This window comes from Corynebacterium felinum (genome assembly GCF_030408755.1).
Taxonomy (GTDB): Bacteria; Actinomycetota; Actinomycetes; order Mycobacteriales; family Mycobacteriaceae; genus Corynebacterium; species Corynebacterium felinum.
Genome location: NZ_CP047209.1, coordinates 2514278 through 2531608 on the forward strand (window position 1 = coordinate 2514278; position 17331 = coordinate 2531608).

At 54.6% G+C, this 17331-nt stretch carries 11 protein-coding genes, 1 tRNA gene and 2 CRISPR repeat arrays; of the genes, 7 read left to right on the plus strand and 5 right to left on the minus strand.

Annotated features, from left to right (window positions below; genetic code table 11):
- Window position 1 precedes the first annotated feature (1 nt).
- From cas5e to cas2e, 4 genes are read left to right on the plus strand one after another with little or no spacing between them, the layout of a single operon-like run.
- Entirely contained in the window at window positions 2-703 is a 702-nt protein-coding gene (gene cas5e, locus CFELI_RS10585) for a type I-E CRISPR-associated protein Cas5/CasD (RefSeq protein ID WP_277104246.1), read from the plus strand.
- A gap of 17 nt (window positions 704-720) precedes the next feature.
- Window positions 721-1359 carry a type I-E CRISPR-associated protein Cas6/Cse3/CasE gene (gene cas6e, locus CFELI_RS10590; RefSeq protein ID WP_277104266.1) on the plus strand — a complete coding sequence of 213 codons (639 nt, stop codon included), beginning with the start codon at window positions 721-723 and terminating at the stop codon, window positions 1357-1359.
- Window positions 1360-1372: 13 nt separating this feature from the next.
- Window positions 1373-2326, plus strand: coding sequence for a type I-E CRISPR-associated endonuclease Cas1e (cas1e, locus tag CFELI_RS10595; protein WP_290259013.1), 954 nt, complete (start codon window positions 1373-1375; stop codon window positions 2324-2326).
- A complete protein-coding gene (gene cas2e / locus CFELI_RS10600; protein ID WP_277104244.1) occupies window positions 2323-2670 on the plus strand; it encodes a type I-E CRISPR-associated endoribonuclease Cas2e in 348 nt (115 codons plus the stop codon). Before cas1e ends, cas2e begins: the two co-directional genes overlap by 4 nt.
- 56 nt (window positions 2671-2726) lie before the next feature.
- A CRISPR array of direct repeats spans window positions 2727-10136; the repeat unit is 29 nt; unit sequence AAGTTCCCCACGTAAGCGGGGATGATCCG.
- Window positions 10137-10719: 583 nt separating this feature from the next.
- Window positions 10720-12030: direct repeats of the CRISPR family, unit length 29 nt; unit sequence AAGTTCCCCACGTAAGCGGGGATGATCCG.
- Window positions 12031-12091: 61 nt separating this feature from the next.
- Here the strand turns inward: cas2e and CFELI_RS10605 are convergent.
- Window positions 12092-12176, minus strand: a tRNA-Leu gene (locus tag CFELI_RS10605).
- A gap of 105 nt (window positions 12177-12281) precedes the next feature.
- On the opposite strand from CFELI_RS10605, the gene CFELI_RS10610 reads away from it, so the two are divergent.
- Both CFELI_RS10610 and CFELI_RS10615 read left to right on the plus strand, forming a co-directional pair.
- Entirely contained in the window at window positions 12282-12665 is a 384-nt protein-coding gene (locus tag CFELI_RS10610) for a hypothetical protein (protein ID WP_277104243.1), read from the plus strand.
- An 11-nt stretch (window positions 12666-12676) separates the two neighbouring features.
- Entirely contained in the window at window positions 12677-13036 is a 360-nt protein-coding gene (locus CFELI_RS10615) for a DUF3817 domain-containing protein (RefSeq protein ID WP_277104242.1), read from the plus strand.
- A gap of 32 nt (window positions 13037-13068) precedes the next feature.
- On the opposite strand, the gene rdgB is transcribed toward CFELI_RS10615, so the two are convergent.
- The 4 genes from rdgB to murI form a co-directional block, all read right to left on the minus strand.
- Window positions 13069-13689: an RdgB/HAM1 family non-canonical purine NTP pyrophosphatase gene (gene rdgB / locus CFELI_RS10620; protein WP_277104241.1), complete on the minus strand. Its 621-nt coding sequence runs from the start codon at window positions 13687-13689 to the stop codon at window positions 13069-13071.
- A 2-nt stretch (window positions 13690-13691) separates the two neighbouring features.
- The gene (gene rph, locus CFELI_RS10625) at window positions 13692-14444 is read right to left on the minus strand and encodes a ribonuclease PH (RefSeq protein WP_277104240.1); all 753 of its coding nucleotides are present in this window, start codon (window positions 14442-14444) and stop codon (window positions 13692-13694) included.
- Between the two features lie 48 nt (window positions 14445-14492).
- Window positions 14493-15260 (minus strand): MBL fold metallo-hydrolase, encoded by a 768-nt coding sequence (locus tag CFELI_RS10630; RefSeq protein ID WP_277104239.1) that lies wholly within the window; start codon window positions 15258-15260, stop codon window positions 14493-14495.
- A gap of 62 nt (window positions 15261-15322) precedes the next feature.
- Window positions 15323-16132 carry a glutamate racemase gene (gene murI / locus CFELI_RS10635; RefSeq protein ID WP_277104265.1) on the minus strand — a complete coding sequence of 270 codons (810 nt, stop codon included), beginning with the start codon at window positions 16130-16132 and terminating at the stop codon, window positions 15323-15325.
- A 265-nt stretch (window positions 16133-16397) separates the two neighbouring features.
- On the opposite strand from murI, the gene CFELI_RS10640 reads away from it, so the two are divergent.
- A complete protein-coding gene (locus CFELI_RS10640) occupies window positions 16398-17252 on the plus strand; it encodes a GDSL-type esterase/lipase family protein (RefSeq protein ID WP_277104238.1) in 855 nt (284 codons plus the stop codon).
- Window positions 17253-17331 lie beyond the last annotated feature (79 nt).

Here is a 17331-nt window from a genome sequence, read left to right on the forward strand (position 1 = left end):
TGTGGCTGTCTTACTCCTTCAACTTGCAGGACCTCTGCAAGCGTGGGGTGATTCCTCACGGTTCTCACATCGCATGACGCGTCGCGAACCAACTAAAAGCGGCATTCTTGGCCTGCTGGCGGCTGCACAGGGGCGTTCTCGCGATGCAGATCTTTCCGATCTTGTGAAGTTACGCTTTGGCGTACGCATTGATCAAGCTGGTCGACTAGTGCGGGATTTCCAAACTGAAATTGACTGGCGCACTGGGAAGTCTAAACAACTGACATATCGCCACTATCTTGCGGATGCCAAATTTCTTGCAGCAGTCGAGGGCGAACGAGAGTTCTTGAACATTCTGGCAGAAAATCTACGATCTCCTGTTTTTCCCTTGTTCTTGGGACGCCGTTCATGTCCTCCCACTGGGAAACTGGTGCTCGGGCTGAAGGAGGAATCGTTAGACAATGTCCTAGATTCCCACCCTTGGCTCGCATCGGAATGGTACCGGAAGCAACAACCTAAAAACCTACAGTTAGCAATTTCTCGGGATTGCCTGCCTGGTGAGCTTCCTGATGAGATGATTCGTGATATTCCAGTTCGTTTTAGCTACCGCGAGCGATCCCATGAATTACGGGCTGTTCGGCATCGCTTTTCTCCGACTATCGAAAATGAAAATGGTCGCAACACTAACGAACATGATCCGTTCACCCTTATCGGAGGTGCCTGATGGTTTATCTGAGTCGTATGGGTCTCAATGCTAGGCGACGAGAAACTGCTAAATTTCTCACGAATCCGCGAGCGATGCATGCTGCTGTTGAAGCTTGTTTCCCTCCCCACTATGACGATAAAAACCCTCGCTCATTATGGCGTTTGGAGCGTGTGAACAACTCGGTGACCTTATGGTTAGTGAGCGATCGCTGCCCATCCTTCGAGCATCTACAAGAACAAGGAGGTTGGTCACAGGAGGTTACTTGGGAGACGCGAAATTATGATCAGTTACTTGATCGTCTTCAGCGTGGGCAAAGGTACTCGTTTCGTTTAACTGCGAATCCTGTGAAAGATACTCTTTGTGAGGATGGTAAGAAACGTCGAGTTCCACTATTTCGTGAAGAAGATCAGGTTAATTGGTTGTTAACTCGATCTGCAAAGAATGGATTTTCCGCATCGAATGATGAAGGGGCTCCAACTTTTGCAATTACTGAGTCTCGCCAAGTACGTTTCCGGCATGACAATAGTACTGTCACTCTTCAGAAGTGCACTTTTGAAGGTGTGCTTTCAGTCTCAGACCCCCAACTTTTACGTAATGCTCTCGTCTCCGGAATCGGCAAGGGCAAGGCTTATGGGTTGGGCATGATCACTCTTGCCCCTTATTCAGGTGGGTAAAGATATCCCTGGAATGGCCCCAACGCAGCCGAGTAGTTTGGTTCGCGCTGACGATCGCATCTCTTTCCTCTATTTGGAGCATTGCACCATTGGTAAGAGCTCTTCGGCGTTAACTGCTACTGATGACAATGGGGTCATCCATATTCCGAGTGCTGTCCTTTCTGTCCTTATGTTAGGACCTGGCACTCGGGTTACGCACCAAGCCATGGCAACAATTGCAGATTCCGGCATGAGTGTTGTGTGGGTTGGCGAAGAAGGTGTGCGCTATTACGCACATGGACGGCCAATTGGGCGAAATACTCGTCTTTTGGAGGCTCAAGCCAAAATAGTTAGCAATACACGTTTACGACTTGCTACCGCGCGAAAGATGTATGAGATGCGTTTTGATGGTGAGGACACGTCCGGACTTTCAATGCAGCAATTACGTGGGCGTGAAGGTGCTCGTGTTCGTCGATTGTATTCCGAAATGGCGAAGCAGCACGATGTCGAGTGGCGTCGACGGGAATATGACAGCAATAATTTCATGTCCTCCGACCCTATAAATATCGCGCTCTCCGCAGCTCATACTAGTTTGTACGGTGTAGTCCATGGATCCATCGTTGCTTTGGGTTGTTCTCCTGGTTTAGGGATCATTCATACAGGGCATGATCGATCATTTGTCTACGATATCGCTGACTTGTACAAAGCAGAGGTGACGATCCCCATCGCTTTTGAAGCAGTTGTTGCAATGCGGGACTTGGATTTTCAGTTGGATGAGCTTCCTTCTTTTACACGTCGTTCGTGCCGTAATGCTTTTAAACAATCGCGAATTGTCGAGCGGATTGTCACCGACATTAAGAATCTTTTGCTTCCGGAAGAAGCAAATAAGGCTGAGGAAGATGACTGGTTTGAAGCTTCGATTATTCAGCTTTGGGATAACTCTAACAAACGAGTTTCTGGCGGTTTGAATTACGAGGTCGATCCATGATCACGATAGTTTTAACTGCATGTCCTGAATCTCTCAGAGGCCATCTCACACGTTGGTTGAGCGAAATTTCAACTGGTGTTTTTGTAGGCAAAGTCAATCCTAGAATCCGGGAAAAATTGTGGTCTTTGGTGGTGGCCGAATGTAAGACAGGTCGCGCGATTATGACTTTTACTTCACGTGACCTTGAGCAGGGTTATAGCTTCCAGGTTCACAATCATGATTGGGAGGTAATAGATATCGAAGGGTTGCACCTTGTTAGGCGTCAATCTCGCACTTACGCCAATAAATCGAAGAAACCGAAGAAAGGCTGGTCTAATGCTGGGCGGCGCCGCCGCTTCGGTTAATTTATAAAGTGATTCTAAAATAAGGAAACCGGTTCTAAACCTGCATGTCAACTAGTAAGTTCCCCACGTAAGCGGGGATGATCCGAGAACCGCGGCACCTGGCTAGACCCAGACAAAAAGTTCCCCACGTAAGCGGGGATGATCCGCGGTCGCCCTCGACTGGGCGGAAGCGTCCGGAAAGTTCCCCACGTAAGCGGGGATGATCCTGGTGATCGAGCCACGGCGGGCGGTCACAGTGCAAGTTCCCCACGTAAGCGGGGATGATCCGGGGCGCCCAATGATCCGCCCATCTACCGCCGGAAGTTCCCCACGTAAGCGGGGATGATCCGGCCACCGGACAATCCACAACCGAAGTACACAAAAGTTCCCCACGTAAGCGGGGATGATCCTGAACTCCGATAGTGTCAATCGCATCAGTGATAAAGTTCCCCACGTAAGCGGGGATGATCCGTCTGCGGGTCCGGCTCCTAGTTTGTGCCATTTAAGTTCCCCACGTAAGCGGGGATGATCCTTTTACCTCCTTCTATTTTGTCGCTGATGGCTAAAGTTCCCCACGTAAGCGGGGATGATCCGACCCCGCCCGCGTAGCGGGTCATTAATAGGCCAAGTTCCCCACGTAAGCGGGGATGATCCTATAGGGGAGGTTTCTATAGCAGATCGAAGCTCAAGTTCCCCACGTAAGCGGGGATGATCCATTCTCGCTGATGCCAAACAGGCAAAAAACGAGAAGTTCCCCACGTAAGCGGGGATGATCCGTTTAATAATGGACATAAGTCCAGTTATAGATAAAGTTCCCCACGTAAGCGGGGATGATCCGAGCTGCATCAGCCGCAGAAGTAGCCGGCAAACAAGTTCCCCACGTAAGCGGGGATGATCCGGGTGTGTACGCAGTCTCCAATATCACCACCCCAAGTTCCCCACGTAAGCGGGGATGATCCGGGCAGGTACCCCAATTTGAGCTACGCGACCTAAAGTTCCCCACGTAAGCGGGGATGATCCGGGCAGGTACCCCAATTTGAGCTACGCGACCTAAAGTTCCCCACGTAAGCGGGGATGATCCGGTTTACCGCGTCGAAGAACTGGAAGAACGGCGAAGTTCCCCACGTAAGCGGGGATGATCCGGGTGTGTACGCAGTCTCCAATATCACCACCCCAAGTTCCCCACGTAAGCGGGGATGATCCGCGTGGGTTTGATTTTACGTTTATGCCAACCCCAAGTTCCCCACGTAAGCGGGGATGATCCTATGTATCCCAGATATTTTGCAATGTAGAGTTTAAGTTCCCCACGTAAGCGGGGATGATCCGGCATCGCCCTGAATGAGCTCACCGGAGGGGTCAAGTTCCCCACGTAAGCGGGGATGATCCGGAGTCTATTCTAGTGCAAAAAATCGTACCCGCAAGTTCCCCACGTAAGCGGGGATGATCCTGAGTGCGTGTCAGTCGAGGTAGTTAAAGCAGCAAGTTCCCCACGTAAGCGGGGATGATCCGGGCAGGTACCCCAATTTGAGCTACGCCATAGGAAGTTCCCCACGTAAGCGGGGATGATCCGGCGGGCGGTCAGTAGTACCGCCCCTAGTAGCTAAGTTCCCCACGTAAGCGGGGATGATCCGTTCCCGTGCCCCGTCGATCCGAACAAGGTGGTAAGTTCCCCACGTAAGCGGGGATGATCCGATTCGGCTCAATTCCGACGACGTAAACGTAGGAAGTTCCCCACGTAAGCGGGGATGATCCGGTGTTAAGCTGGCTACTGATGCGTGGAAAATCAAGTTCCCCACGTAAGCGGGGATGATCCGGGCAGGTACCCCAATTTGAGCTACGCCATAGGAAGTTCCCCACGTAAGCGGGGATGATCCGATTTACTATCGTGGTGCGTGACAAGCCTGTTTAAGTTCCCCACGTAAGCGGGGATGATCCTAGCTGCGGTGATCGAGGGCGCGGGCGGTACAGAAGTTCCCCACGTAAGCGGGGATGATCCGGCAGTGCTCGGTGAGGCGTTGCTACCCGTGGTAAGTTCCCCACGTAAGCGGGGATGATCCGCGCACCCGTCGTACCTGCGACTGCGGCCATAAAAGTTCCCCACGTAAGCGGGGATGATCCGCCCGGCCAGTTGTGGCCCTGCATGGCTTTTTCAAGTTCCCCACGTAAGCGGGGATGATCCGCAGTTTGCGCACGAGTGACCTTAACCGCCCACAAGTTCCCCACGTAAGCGGGGATGATCCGCGCCTTCCGCTTCTCCGGAGACGACGGCCACGAAGTTCCCCACGTAAGCGGGGATGATCCGGAACCGCCGCCCACGAACTAGCCGAACACAAAAAGTTCCCCACGTAAGCGGGGATGATCCGTAGCCATAGTCATAGCCCCTTAATGGTTTCTAAAGTTCCCCACGTAAGCGGGGATGATCCGCCCCGCGCCCTGCCCTTTTTTTCCCTCCCCTTAAGTTCCCCACGTAAGCGGGGATGATCCGGCTTGACGGGTCACCAGATTCATAAGACTTATAAGTTCCCCACGTAAGCGGGGATGATCCGTTCTGCATCAGTGGCGATAACCCATTTCAGGCAAGTTCCCCACGTAAGCGGGGATGATCCGGTTTACCGCGTCGAAGAACTGGAAGAACGGCGAAGTTCCCCACGTAAGCGGGGATGATCCGACCAAGGTGCCGCGTTCGCCAATCTTGCCCAAAAGTTCCCCACGTAAGCGGGGATGATCCGTGTTGGAAGCGCTTCGCATGGTGCCTAAGGATAAGTTCCCCACGTAAGCGGGGATGATCCGGTACTTTGAAAAAAGAATCTGTCGATCTGCTTAAGTTCCCCACGTAAGCGGGGATGATCCGCAGCGCGGGAATGGATACGAAAACTTGACGTAAAGTTCCCCACGTAAGCGGGGATGATCCGCGAAGAACACTTCTTTAAATTCGGCGGTGGTGAAGTTCCCCACGTAAGCGGGGATGATCCGAACGGTAAACTCGCTCAGGTTACATTCTGGGAAAGTTCCCCACGTAAGCGGGGATGATCCGCGCCCGAGCAGCCAGGCGCGAAGTTAAGTGAGAAGTTCCCCACGTAAGCGGGGATGATCCGTTTACCCACATGCATATGCGCAGGTCAAGTTAAAGTTCCCCACGTAAGCGGGGATGATCCGGTATGCGCTAATCGCGCCACGACGTTGTAGGCAAGTTCCCCACGTAAGCGGGGATGATCCTCGTGAGCATACCCGAGCATAGGAGACTATCAAAAGTTCCCCACGTAAGCGGGGATGATCCGAACCTTCACGGCCAAGGTGCGGAAAACAGATTAAGTTCCCCACGTAAGCGGGGATGATCCGGTGAGTGTTAGATTCCCTTCATAACCTTGAACAAGTTCCCCACGTAAGCGGGGATGATCCCAGCTCAACGCATCACTAATCGAGCTTGGTGAGAAGTTCCCCACGTAAGCGGGGATGATCCGGCTTGCTTACGGCAGGTGCATTCAAATTCGAGAAGTTCCCCACGTAAGCGGGGATGATCCTTTCTTTCCATCTGCAAAACCAGATTTGCGCCAAAGTTCCCCACGTAAGCGGGGATGATCCGGCGCACCATGATGCCTGGCATAATGTCACGGTAAGTTCCCCACGTAAGCGGGGATGATCCGTCAGGGCGCGAAGCTTCTTTTTAGAGAGCAGTAAGTTCCCCACGTAAGCGGGGATGATCCGGCATCGGGTCACTACCAACTGCGGAGAAAACCAAGTTCCCCACGTAAGCGGGGATGATCCGGATTGGAGCAATTTCACCAGTGCAGATGCAGCAAGTTCCCCACGTAAGCGGGGATGATCCGAACAATCTCGCATCGACGTTTGACTTCCAACAAAGTTCCCCACGTAAGCGGGGATGATCCTCGTTGGCTTTATCTTTGGGGGTTTATGCCTAAAAGTTCCCCACGTAAGCGGGGATGATCCGCCCACAAGATCAGCACTGAAATGCTGGCGTAAAAGTTCCCCACGTAAGCGGGGATGATCCGTTGGTTGGTGTTGGCGCTGACTTGGCGGCGACAAGTTCCCCACGTAAGCGGGGATGATCCTGGCAGAGGTTGACAGCCTAGATGACTTGCACGAAGTTCCCCACGTAAGCGGGGATGATCCGGCCGGAACGCCGCTTGAACATGAAACCCCTCGAAGTTCCCCACGTAAGCGGGGATGATCCGCGCCAATCGACGCTGCAAGCCCATGACGCTTTAAGTTCCCCACGTAAGCGGGGATGATCCGTTTGGCTTAGACCCCGATAGGTACGTTATAGAAAGTTCCCCACGTAAGCGGGGATGATCCGCAGCCGTGAGGAATGGCTAGAACAGCGACGCGAAGTTCCCCACGTAAGCGGGGATGATCCGCAGGAAAAACAAAACCACATACGCGGCAATCTAAGTTCCCCACGTAAGCGGGGATGATCCGGGCACCTTAAGGGCAACCGCCCCTATACTTACAAGTTCCCCACGTAAGCGGGGATGATCCGCTGCAAATCCTAGACATGGCAGTTGAAATCGCAAGTTCCCCACGTAAGCGGGGATGATCCTCGAACACCCAGGCGGAAACGCCTCCGCAAGAAAAGTTCCCCACGTAAGCGGGGATGATCCGTGTGGGATTTAGGCAAGCCTGAAGGCAAGGGGAAGTTCCCCACGTAAGCGGGGATGATCCGTCGTCGAAGTCGTGGCAGTAGGTGAAGGTGAGAAGTTCCCCACGTAAGCGGGGATGATCCTGGGCAGCCCCGCGCGTGCAGACGTTGTTAACTAAGTTCCCCACGTAAGCGGGGATGATCCTAAACCGGTCGTAGGCCAGACCAGTCTTACCCAAAGTTCCCCACGTAAGCGGGGATGATCCCTGCCCATCCGGCTGCAAAGCAATAACCACAGGAAGTTCCCCACGTAAGCGGGGATGATCCTGTCACTGTGACGATTTATATGCCGGAGCGGGCAAGTTCCCCACGTAAGCGGGGATGATCCGTTATTTTCGAGAAGCTTTCCACTGCTGCTGCGAAGTTCCCCACGTAAGCGGGGATGATCCGCTCACCCAGCGTATGGTCAAGGACATTAACTAAAGTTCCCCACGTAAGCGGGGATGATCCGGCGATGTGCTGGTAGACCGCGAGGTCGGTTTGAAGTTCCCCACGTAAGCGGGGATGATCCGAAACATATCCTCGACTATTTTGGACATGTATTAAGTTCCCCACGTAAGCGGGGATGATCCGGCTTCTACTCGGTCGCCCTTCCTGAGATTGACAAGTTCCCCACGTAAGCGGGGATGATCCGGTGCAATTCACCGACTTTCGCCCAGTAACGAAAAGTTCCCCACGTAAGCGGGGATGATCCGTGTATCCGTGGGAGCATGCCCGATTCGAAGAAAAGTTCCCCACGTAAGCGGGGATGATCCTCCCCACTAAACATTGTTTAGTGGGGTTACCCCAAGTTCCCCACGTAAGCGGGGATGATCCGCGGTGAAGTCGGCTGCTGCGCAAGTTGCGGCAAAGTTCCCCACGTAAGCGGGGATGATCCCTCATCAGGGTTAGCAACCAACCCGTTTTTGTGAAGTTCCCCACGTAAGCGGGGATGATCCGTTCGAGTTATGCACGACGGCTACGTAATGATCAAGTTCCCCACGTAAGCGGGGATGATCCTCCGATGCCGATGAGGACGTTGATTATGATGGTAAGTTCCCCACGTAAGCGGGGATGATCCTTTCCTCGCTGACGCGGTAGAAACCTATATCGGAAGTTCCCCACGTAAGCGGGGATGATCCGGCTTATTGGGGGCACGCACCGACACATGAACGAAGTTCCCCACGTAAGCGGGGATGATCCCCCCGAGTATTCATCAAAAGACTGGGCGGGCGGAAGTTCCCCACGTAAGCGGGGATGATCCGAAATCAGCATGATCCAGCGCAGTGAGAAGGGTAAGTTCCCCACGTAAGCGGGGATGATCCGGCCGGTGCTGGCGCTGCGGGCGGCTTTGGATTAAGTTCCCCACGTAAGCGGGGATGATCCCACCACAGCATCGAGAGCCACTATCCGCAGCGAAAGTTCCCCACGTAAGCGGGGATGATCCTTTGGGGCCGTGGAGCGACTGAAACCCCCCGCAAGTTCCCCACGTAAGCGGGGATGATCCGCTTATCCTTCACCCCACACTTCACACACCATAAAGTTCCCCACGTAAGCGGGGATGATCCGCACGCGAAAGACTTCGCCGAGATCAAAGCACGAAGTTCCCCACGTAAGCGGGGATGATCCGGCGAAGTTGTCTAAGGCGGAGCGGAATGATCTAAGTTCCCCACGTAAGCGGGGATGATCCGAAGCACCGTCGTGCTTGACACAGTGACCTACTAAGTTCCCCACGTAAGCGGGGATGATCCGGTTCTCGCCTTACCCCCATACCCCGAGTTCAAAAGTTCCCCACGTAAGCGGGGATGATCCGTGATCCAATGGGTAAGGGACTTTTTACCGCTAAAGTTCCCCACGTAAGCGGGGATGATCCGGCGCTTGTGAAGATCACGGGGATTTAATCATGAAGTTCCCCACGTAAGCGGGGATGATCCAGTAAGACCGCTTCGGAATTAGCTTTAATGCTGAAGTTCCCCACGTAAGCGGGGATGATCCGGAACCGTCGACCGTTCTTTACCGCGTCCTCGAAAGTTCCCCACGTAAGCGGGGATGATCCGACCAATACCCGCGCCGACCACGTAAATGATCTAAGTTCCCCACGTAAGCGGGGATGATCCGCGCTGCTCCTGTCGGGACAGATCGCCCCAGTGAAGTTCCCCACGTAAGCGGGGATGATCCGTTTTCCATCCAAGGAAACCATGTCAGGGGTTGAAGTTCCCCACGTAAGCGGGGATGATCCGACCAGCTGCTCGAACTGCTGGTGCGGAATATTAAGTTCCCCACGTAAGCGGGGATGATCCGCTCGAATCAGGCGCGCAAAAAGCAGCCGCCGGAAGTTCCCCACGTAAGCGGGGATGATCCGGTCAACACCCCGGGGGCATGGATAGCCGCCCGAAGTTCCCCACGTAAGCGGGGATGATCCGGAGATTGCCCCTATGCCTAAACCCAACTCCCCAAGTTCCCCACGTAAGCGGGGATGATCCGCCTACGGGGAGTCTGATACGCGGTGCTCGATGAAGTTCCCCACGTAAGCGGGGATGATCCTCTTCGCGCCACATTCAAATGTGATCGCACCACAAGTTCCCCACGTAAGCGGGGATGATCCAGACAACGCAGCCAAACGACGCAGCACGGTCACAAGTTCCCCACGTAAGCGGGGATGATCCGAAATGGCTCCCGGAACCAATGGCAACAACCAAAAGTTCCCCACGTAAGCGGGGATGATCCGGTTCTCGCCTTACCCCCATACCCCGAGTTCAAAAGTTCCCCACGTAAGCGGGGATGATCCGTGATCCAATGGGTAAGGGACTTTTTACCGCTAAAGTTCCCCACGTAAGCGGGGATGATCCGGCTGTGATGGAGGGTGCCCGCAAGGTCGACCCAAGTTCCCCACCGGACTTGTGACATTTTAGTCAGGTTTCGAGATTCTATTGAGCAATCTGGTGATTTCTGGCGGTAGTGGTGTCTCGATAGATCCCTTCCAGTAGCAGCATCCAAACCTAGATGAACAAACGCAGACCGGATCGCATCTAACAAATCCCCAGCTTTTTGCCCTATCACAGGCACAGGATCATCCACCCCACCTGTGCCCCCACTAGCAACACCAAAATCCAGTGTTAACTGATCACCATCAATCAAACGCTGAGCCTGGCTTTTCAACAACGCAAGCTCTTCAGGCGTATGCGCAGAACCAATATGATCCAACACCGGCTTGTTATCAACATACCGCCACAGAACCTGCACCGCTGAAGCCCCAGAAGCAGTCGGAACAATACGAATCCTCGGCAGTGACATACTCAACAGTTTACGACTACCCCCACAACTACCCGATTAGTCAGGAATTTCACCCCACCCCACAACCAAACACCAAGGCCACAGTGTCAATATGAAATACAACACACCAAAATGTCACAAGTCAGGCGCAAGGTCGACCCAAGTTCCCCACGTAAGCGGGGATGATCCGTGGTGAACGGTTTTTTAAAACCAGCCCGCCGGAAGTTCCCCACGTAAGCGGGGATGATCCGGGCTGGAACATGAAACTCACCGATAGCGTGGCAAGTTCCCCACGTAAGCGGGGATGATCCCACCGTAGCGCTCGATCGGGTCAGCCTCACCACAAGTTCCCCACGTAAGCGGGGATGATCCGGATCACATATTATGAGTCTCCAGCCAACGCCCAAGTTCCCCACGTAAGCGGGGATGATCCGGTGACGCCGATACAACCGACGAACCTATTTCTAAGTTCCCCACGTAAGCGGGGATGATCCGGTGCCAACCATGCCCATCAGGGCACCGGTACAAAGTTCCCCACGTAAGCGGGGATGATCCGCCTTAGCCATGCGCTCACGACGCCCCTTTGTGAAGTTCCCCACGTAAGCGGGGATGATCCGGCTTCGGGGCGTCTATTCCGCGTTGTGAGTGTAAGTTCCCCACGTAAGCGGGGATGATCCGTGTTATTGGGTACCGGCCCCTCACCGAATTTCAAGTTCCCCACGTAAGCGGGGATGATCCGAAATAGCGAGGTATCCTGCAGCTATTTCGTAAAAGTTCCCCACGTAAGCGGGGATGATCCGTCGCGCCCGACGTGCCAGAGTGAAAAACCGTAAAGTTTCCCACGTAAGCGGGGATGATCCGTCTCGTTGGGTAATGTCATTGACTGGTTTCCCAAGTTCCCCACGTAAGCGGGGATGATCCGTTGTCTGCTGCTTCCTTGATCCAGTCGATCAAAAGTTCCCCACGTAAGCGGGGATGATCCGTATCCAGCTGATTCTGCTGCTGTTAACGCATTAAGTTCCCCACGTAAGCGGGGATGATCCAGGGGATCGAAGTCAAAGAGCATGGGGCACCTGTAAGTTCCCCACGTAAGCGGGGATGATCCTGTCCTCCATGATTGGTTTGGTGATGCACCAGAAAGTTCCCCACGTAAGCGGGGATGATCCGGGTTCTACGTAATTCACGGAGTCCGTCGACGTAAGTTCCCCACGTAAGCGGGGATGATCCGGTTGCCTACCTTTGGGCATGTGACACAGGTTGAAGTTCCCCACGTAAGCGGGGATGATCCGGTTGAGGAGTTGCATGTGGAGTATTCGGGTAAAAGTTCCCCACGTAAGCGGGGATGATCCGCTCTAGACGTTCCACTTTCCACACGTCATCACAAGTTCCCCACGTAAGCGGGGATGATCCGCTGTGGCAGTTTGGGTCACGTGCGTTGGTGGCAAGTTCCCCACATAAGCGGGGATGGGTTGGTGATTCAACGACACAAGGCGCATTAAAAGGGAGACGCATATGCGTCTCCCTTTTTTAATGTGGTGCGCCCGGGGAGACTTGAACTCCCACGTCATAAGACACTGGAACCTAAATCCAGCGCGTCTGCCAATTTCGCCACGGGCGCGTGCTAGGCAATGATACTTAAACAAGTGGTGTGTATGCAAACTGAGGTTTGTTCTGTGGTTGAGTGGGATTTTTCTAGTCTTTGGGTTTGATAGGCTTGAGCCTTGTGAGTAAGAATTCTGCGCCAAGTCCGAAGCTGCGTGTGAAAGTGTGGCACATTCTGTTCCTTGGTGTGCTTGTGTCCTGCACGATTGCGTTGGCGTGGTGGCAGTGGACTCGTTTTCAATCTGGTTCGGGAACTTTTCAGAATCTAGGCTATGCGTTCCAGTGGCCTTTCTTTGGGCTGTTCTTTGTTTATACCTACCGCAAGATTTTGCAGTATGAGAATGAGAAGGCTGCGGCGGAGGTTGAGGGGCAGACTTATGTTTCTGTTCCTGAAGCGCAGACGCCGGTTGAGATTGATGAGGGTTTTCTGCCTGAGCGTACTCAGCTCACCGTTGAGGAGTTCAACGAGCGTAATCGTCCTACTCGTAGGCGTAACAGTAAATAAAGGAGTTTTTTGTGTCTACCCCGAATCAGGCTGTGCCGGTTCATCCTGAGCGTCAGCGTCGTGTGAAGCAGGCGTTAACGTTTTTCTCCATGAGTGCGTGGGTTACTGGTGTGTGGCTTTTGTTCCTTGTGGGTCGCATGGTTGCTGAATATGGCATGGGTGTGGCGGTCCCGGAGTGGATGCACTATATTGGTCAGGTTCATGGCTTGTTCTACATGGTGTATTTGCTGGCTACGTTGAATTTGGGTACGAAGGCGTTGTGGCCGCCGCTGCGGTGGGTTGTGACTGCGCTGGCTGGGTGTATTCCGTTCTTGTCTTTCTTTGTGGAGAAGTGGCGTCGTGATGAAGTGAAGGAAAAGTTCCAGCTGTAATTAAAAATGCTCCCTTTGTGAGGGAGCATTTTTTATTGGGTGGCGAGTTGCGCGATGATCGGCACTAGTTGGGCGAGGGCGCGTCCGCGATGGCTGATTGCGTTCTTTTCTTCCGCGCTGAGTTCGGCGGACGAGCGCATGGTGCCTGCCGCGATTTCTTCGTTGGGGAGGAAAAGTGGGTCGTAGCCAAAGCCGTTGGTGCCTTGCGGTTGCTTCAGCAGCTTGCCTTCCCAGCGGCCTTCCACAACGTGTTCCTCACCGTCGGGGGTGACTAGTGCGCAGGTGCTCACGAATGCTGCGTGTCGACGCTCGGCTGGCACATGCTGCATTTGTGCCAATAGCAGCGCATTATTGTCCGCATCATTTCCGTGGGTTCCGCACCAGCGTGCGGAGAGCACCCCGGGGCAGCCGTTGAGTTCGTCGACGCTGAGGCCGGAGTCGTCGGCAAGCGTGATCAGCCCGGTGTGTTTCGCACCGGCACGGGCTTTGATCAGTGCATTATCGGCGAAGGTGCGGCCGTCTTCGACGGGTTCGGTGTAGGTTGGGGCGGCGCTGAGGGGTAGGATGTTCACACCGGTGATGCCTGCGTCGGCAAGAATGCTGTGCAGTTCTTTGAGTTTCTTCGCGTTATTCGAAGCAAGCAGGATATCCATGTTTAGTGTCCTAGTGCAGCTTGTTGGGCAGCAATCAGCTCACGGCAGCCCTTCTCCCCGAAGTCGAGCATGGTGGACAGCTGGGTGCGGTTGAAGTTCGCGTGTTCACCAGTGCCTTGGATTTCCACGAAATCGCCTGCGGCGGTCATGATCACATTCATGTCTACTTCAGCGCGGCAGTCTTCCTCATAGGGCAGGTCGAGGATCACGGTGCCGTCAAGCACACCGACACTGACCGCGGCCACAGGTGGCAACAGTGGCTCGCCGGGGACAACACCTTTATCTTTTAGGTAGGAGATGGCGTCGGCAAGCGCGACGTAAGCGCCGGTGATGCTGGCGGTGCGGGTTCCACCATCAGCTTGCAGCACATCGCAGTCGATCTGGATTGTGTTCTCCCCCAGCGCCTTCAAATCCACAGCCGCACGCAAACTACGGCCCACGAGGCGGGAAATCTCGTGCGTGCGCCCCTTCACCTTGCCGCGCATCGACTCGCGGGGCATGCGCTCGTGGGTGGCAGCCGGCAGCATCGAATATTCAGCAGTCAGCCAGCCCTCCCCGGAATCCTTCTTGAAACGAGGGACACCAGTTTCAACGCTTGCAGTACACATCACGCGCGTATTGCCGTACTCAATGAGCACAGAACCCGCAGGGTTCGTTGTGAAACCGCGGGTGATTTTCACAGTGCGCAGCTGGTCCACGCCACGCCCATCAGCGCGAGTATATGTGGAGGTTGCAGGGGTAGTGATTTCAGTCATGCACAACACCCTACCGCACAGCTGAAAAAACTTAAGAGCTTAAAAGGTCTACACCTCAAAAATGCCGCCGGGCATCGCAAGATCAATTGGGCCTGCATAATGCTCGCGCGCCGCCTGCAGCGTCACCTGGGGATCAGCCCACGGCGGGATGTGTGTGAGCACAAGATGCTTCACCCCGGCCAGTGTTGCAATTTTGCCTGCCTCTGCACCGGAAATGTGCATATCAGGCACCTTCCCTTCGGAAGTATCGCCCCAAGTCGCCTCGCAGAGGAAAAGGTCGGCATTGCGGGCGCAGTCGATAAGCTCAGTGGTATAGGCAGTATCCCCCGAATAAGCAATCACTTTACCCGTGGCGTTTTCTTCTAGGCGCAAACTGTAACTTTCAATCGGATGAATAGCTGTAAACGGAGTAATAGTCACCCGATCAATATGGTGCGGCTTATGCGCCTCCCACGGCAAAAACGCAAAAGTATCACTGAAATCATCAATACCCTCAGGTATATCAGCGCTCAACCGGCCCATACGCACAGGAGTATCAGAAGGACCCGCACAATAATTACGACCCTTGGCCAGAAACTCCGGATGGTAGCGACGCCACACCATTAACGAAGGAAAATCCAAACAATGATCAGGATGAAGATGAGAAAAAACCACGTGGGCGTCGCTAGGGTTCTGCACTGCCTGAAGATTAGCCAAAGCCCCAGGGCCCAAATCCATCACAATGCTCGGGGCATTGTCAAGCTGAATAAGATAGCCCGAGGCGGGATTGCCTGGGGATCCGAGGCTTCCTGAGCTTCCGAGAACAACGACCTTCATGATGGATACTTTCCCACGTTTCGGCGCTGATTGAAAAGAATTTTGCCAAACTGGCGAAAAGATTACACCCTGCGCCGATGTTCGACACAGGTCACATGTGGTCCAAGGAATCGCTGGGCTAACTGAGCAAACAATTCTGGATCCCCGGTCGCTTCAAACGTCTTGCTGGGGTTGGGGTTGTTGTCGGCGTCGGCAAGCAAAGAGCGGGCAGAAAGCTCACGCATCACATCTTTCGCAGTCTCCTCCGCCGAACTGACAAGCTGCACATGATCGCCGATCGCAAGCTGAATCACACCCGACAACAGCGGATAGTGCGTACACCCTAACACCAGCGTGTCCACACCCGCAGCCTGCAACGGCTCCACATACGCCTGCGCAATGCCCAAAATCTGGCGGCCAGCCGTGATGCCGCGCTCAACAAAATCCACAAACCTAGGACACGGCTGCGAAAACGCCTCCACATGCGGATTAACCGCAAACATTTCCTGGTACGCGCCCGAATTAATCGTCCCCACCGTCCCGATCACCCCGATCTTTCCGTTACGGGTCGAGGAGATCGCGCGCCGCACAGCGGGCTGAATCACCTCCAAAACTGGGATATCGTAACGCTCACGGGCATCCCGCACACACGCCGCCGACGCCGTATTGCACGCAATCACAATCATCTTGCACCCACGCGCAACCAAATCATCCGCAATATCCAGCGCCAACCTGCGCACCTGGGCAATCGGCTTCGGCCCGTACGGGCTGTTCGCAGTGTCCCCAATATAGATCACAGACTCGTTCGGCATCTGCTCCATAATTGTGCGCGCAACAGTCAACCCCCCAACGCCCGAATCGAAAATCCCAATCGGCGCGTCCGGGCGCAACAGCGTATCGACGCCGGACTCACCGCCACCCAAAACAGGCAACCGCACCCCCTCCCCAGGTGTCAACGAACGATCAGGGCAGCTGAGATCATCGGAATCAGTAGAATGCACGCTCCCCATCCTACCGCCTTCCCGCACCAGGCTTTAGCGCACTAGTGTAATAAAGTATTGTTAATATCCGAAGTGTTCCTCAAGGGAACTAAGTACTGAACCTTATAGTGAGTACACACCACGCAATTATTCACCACCACGGGAGTCCTAGCCTTTCATGTTCGCCACCCTGACCCGCCGCCTCATCGCAACCACCTTGGCCGCGACAGCCTGCCTCAGCCTCAACACCAGCATCTTTGCCCCAGAAGCGCACGCGCAACAAAAGCAGGTCGTCATGTTCGGCGACTCCCTCCTCGCAAACCCCTACTTCCTCTGGGCCGACCGCTTCCAAGGCCCCGGTAAAGTCACCCCGAACGCCCCCGGCCAGTGGCGCTGCCCCCGCGGCGAAAACCGCGTAGCCTCCGCACTCGCCCGCCACACCGGCGCCAAAGTCGAAGACTTCGCCTGCACCGGCGCAGTCGCCTACGCCCCCATCGAACAAAACAAACGACTCTCCAAACAAGTCACAACCGCCCTCGAACAAAACCAACTCACCCCCAGCACCACCAACGTGCTCATCCAAATCGGTTTCAACGACACCTGGAAAGCACCCGGCTTCTACAACGTCCAAACGAAAAACTTCGTCGACGAAATGCGCACCCAAGTAGCCCGCATCCGCCAAGCAGCCCCCAACGCCCGCATCGCATTCCTCGGCTACCCCGCCATGGTCGGCCCCAACGGCGAAGTCTGCGCCATCCACTGGAACAACAGCCCAGCACTACCCATCCAGTTCGGATTCGTCCGCAGCGCATTCAACTCCGTCCACGACTGGCAACGCCAAGCAGCAAACGCCACTGGGGCAGAATGGATCGACCTCGAAAAAGAATCCTCCGGCCACGACATGTGCGCACCACAAGACCAGCGCTGGGTCGCCGGAATCTTCGACAACTCCTCCGCCCCCTACAACATCACCACACACCTGACCCACCACGGCAACGACCAAATCGCCGGCATCATCGCCCGCAAGATCTAAGACCGAACCTTCCCACCACCCCCAGAAAAATCTTCTGGGGGTGGTTTTCCTTACCCCCTCCCCTCCTTAAGTTCTCGTG